Source organism: Haloferax sp. s1, assembly GCF_058382125.1.
In genome coordinates this window covers 1-486 of the sequence record NZ_JBZRPK010000449.1, presented here as the reverse complement: position 1 = coordinate 486, position 486 = coordinate 1, and the positions used below count along the sequence as shown (strand labels likewise).

Here is a 486-nt window from a genome sequence, read left to right as displayed (position 1 = left end):
AAGACGGCCACCGGCGAGGAAGTCACCTCCGCCGACCTCGGCGGTGCGCCGACCCCCACTCCGCCGAGCGGGGTGGCTCCCTTCGCTACGGCCACCGAAGAACAGGCGCTCGGCGATACCCGCCCCCTGCTTTCCTCCCCCCCGCAGAACACCGTCGAAGACCCGCCGCGAGTGGAGCCGTGGGACGACCCAGAGCGCGTCGCAGACGAACTCGAAGAGATCGTTCCCGACCAACCGCGGAAGCCCTACGACATTCACGACGTGCTCAACGGCGTCCTCGACGAAGGTTCGTTCTTCGGCGTACAGGAGGACTTCGCGAAGAACATCGTCGTCGGCTTCGGCCGGCTCGACGGCCACTCCGTCGGTATCGTCGCCAACCAGCCCCGGGTGAACGCCGGTACCCTCGACATCGAAGCGTCCGAAAAGGGTGCGCGATTCATCCGATTCTGTGACTCGTTTAATATCCCCATCCTGTCGTTCGTGGAC

At 65.2% G+C, this 486-nt stretch carries 1 protein-coding gene; it reads left to right on the top strand.

The window, feature by feature from the left end:
• Positions 1-486, top strand: a 486-nt coding sequence (locus tag QT222_RS06460) for a carboxyl transferase domain-containing protein (protein ID WP_491476686.1), incomplete at both ends; no start/stop codon positions are given.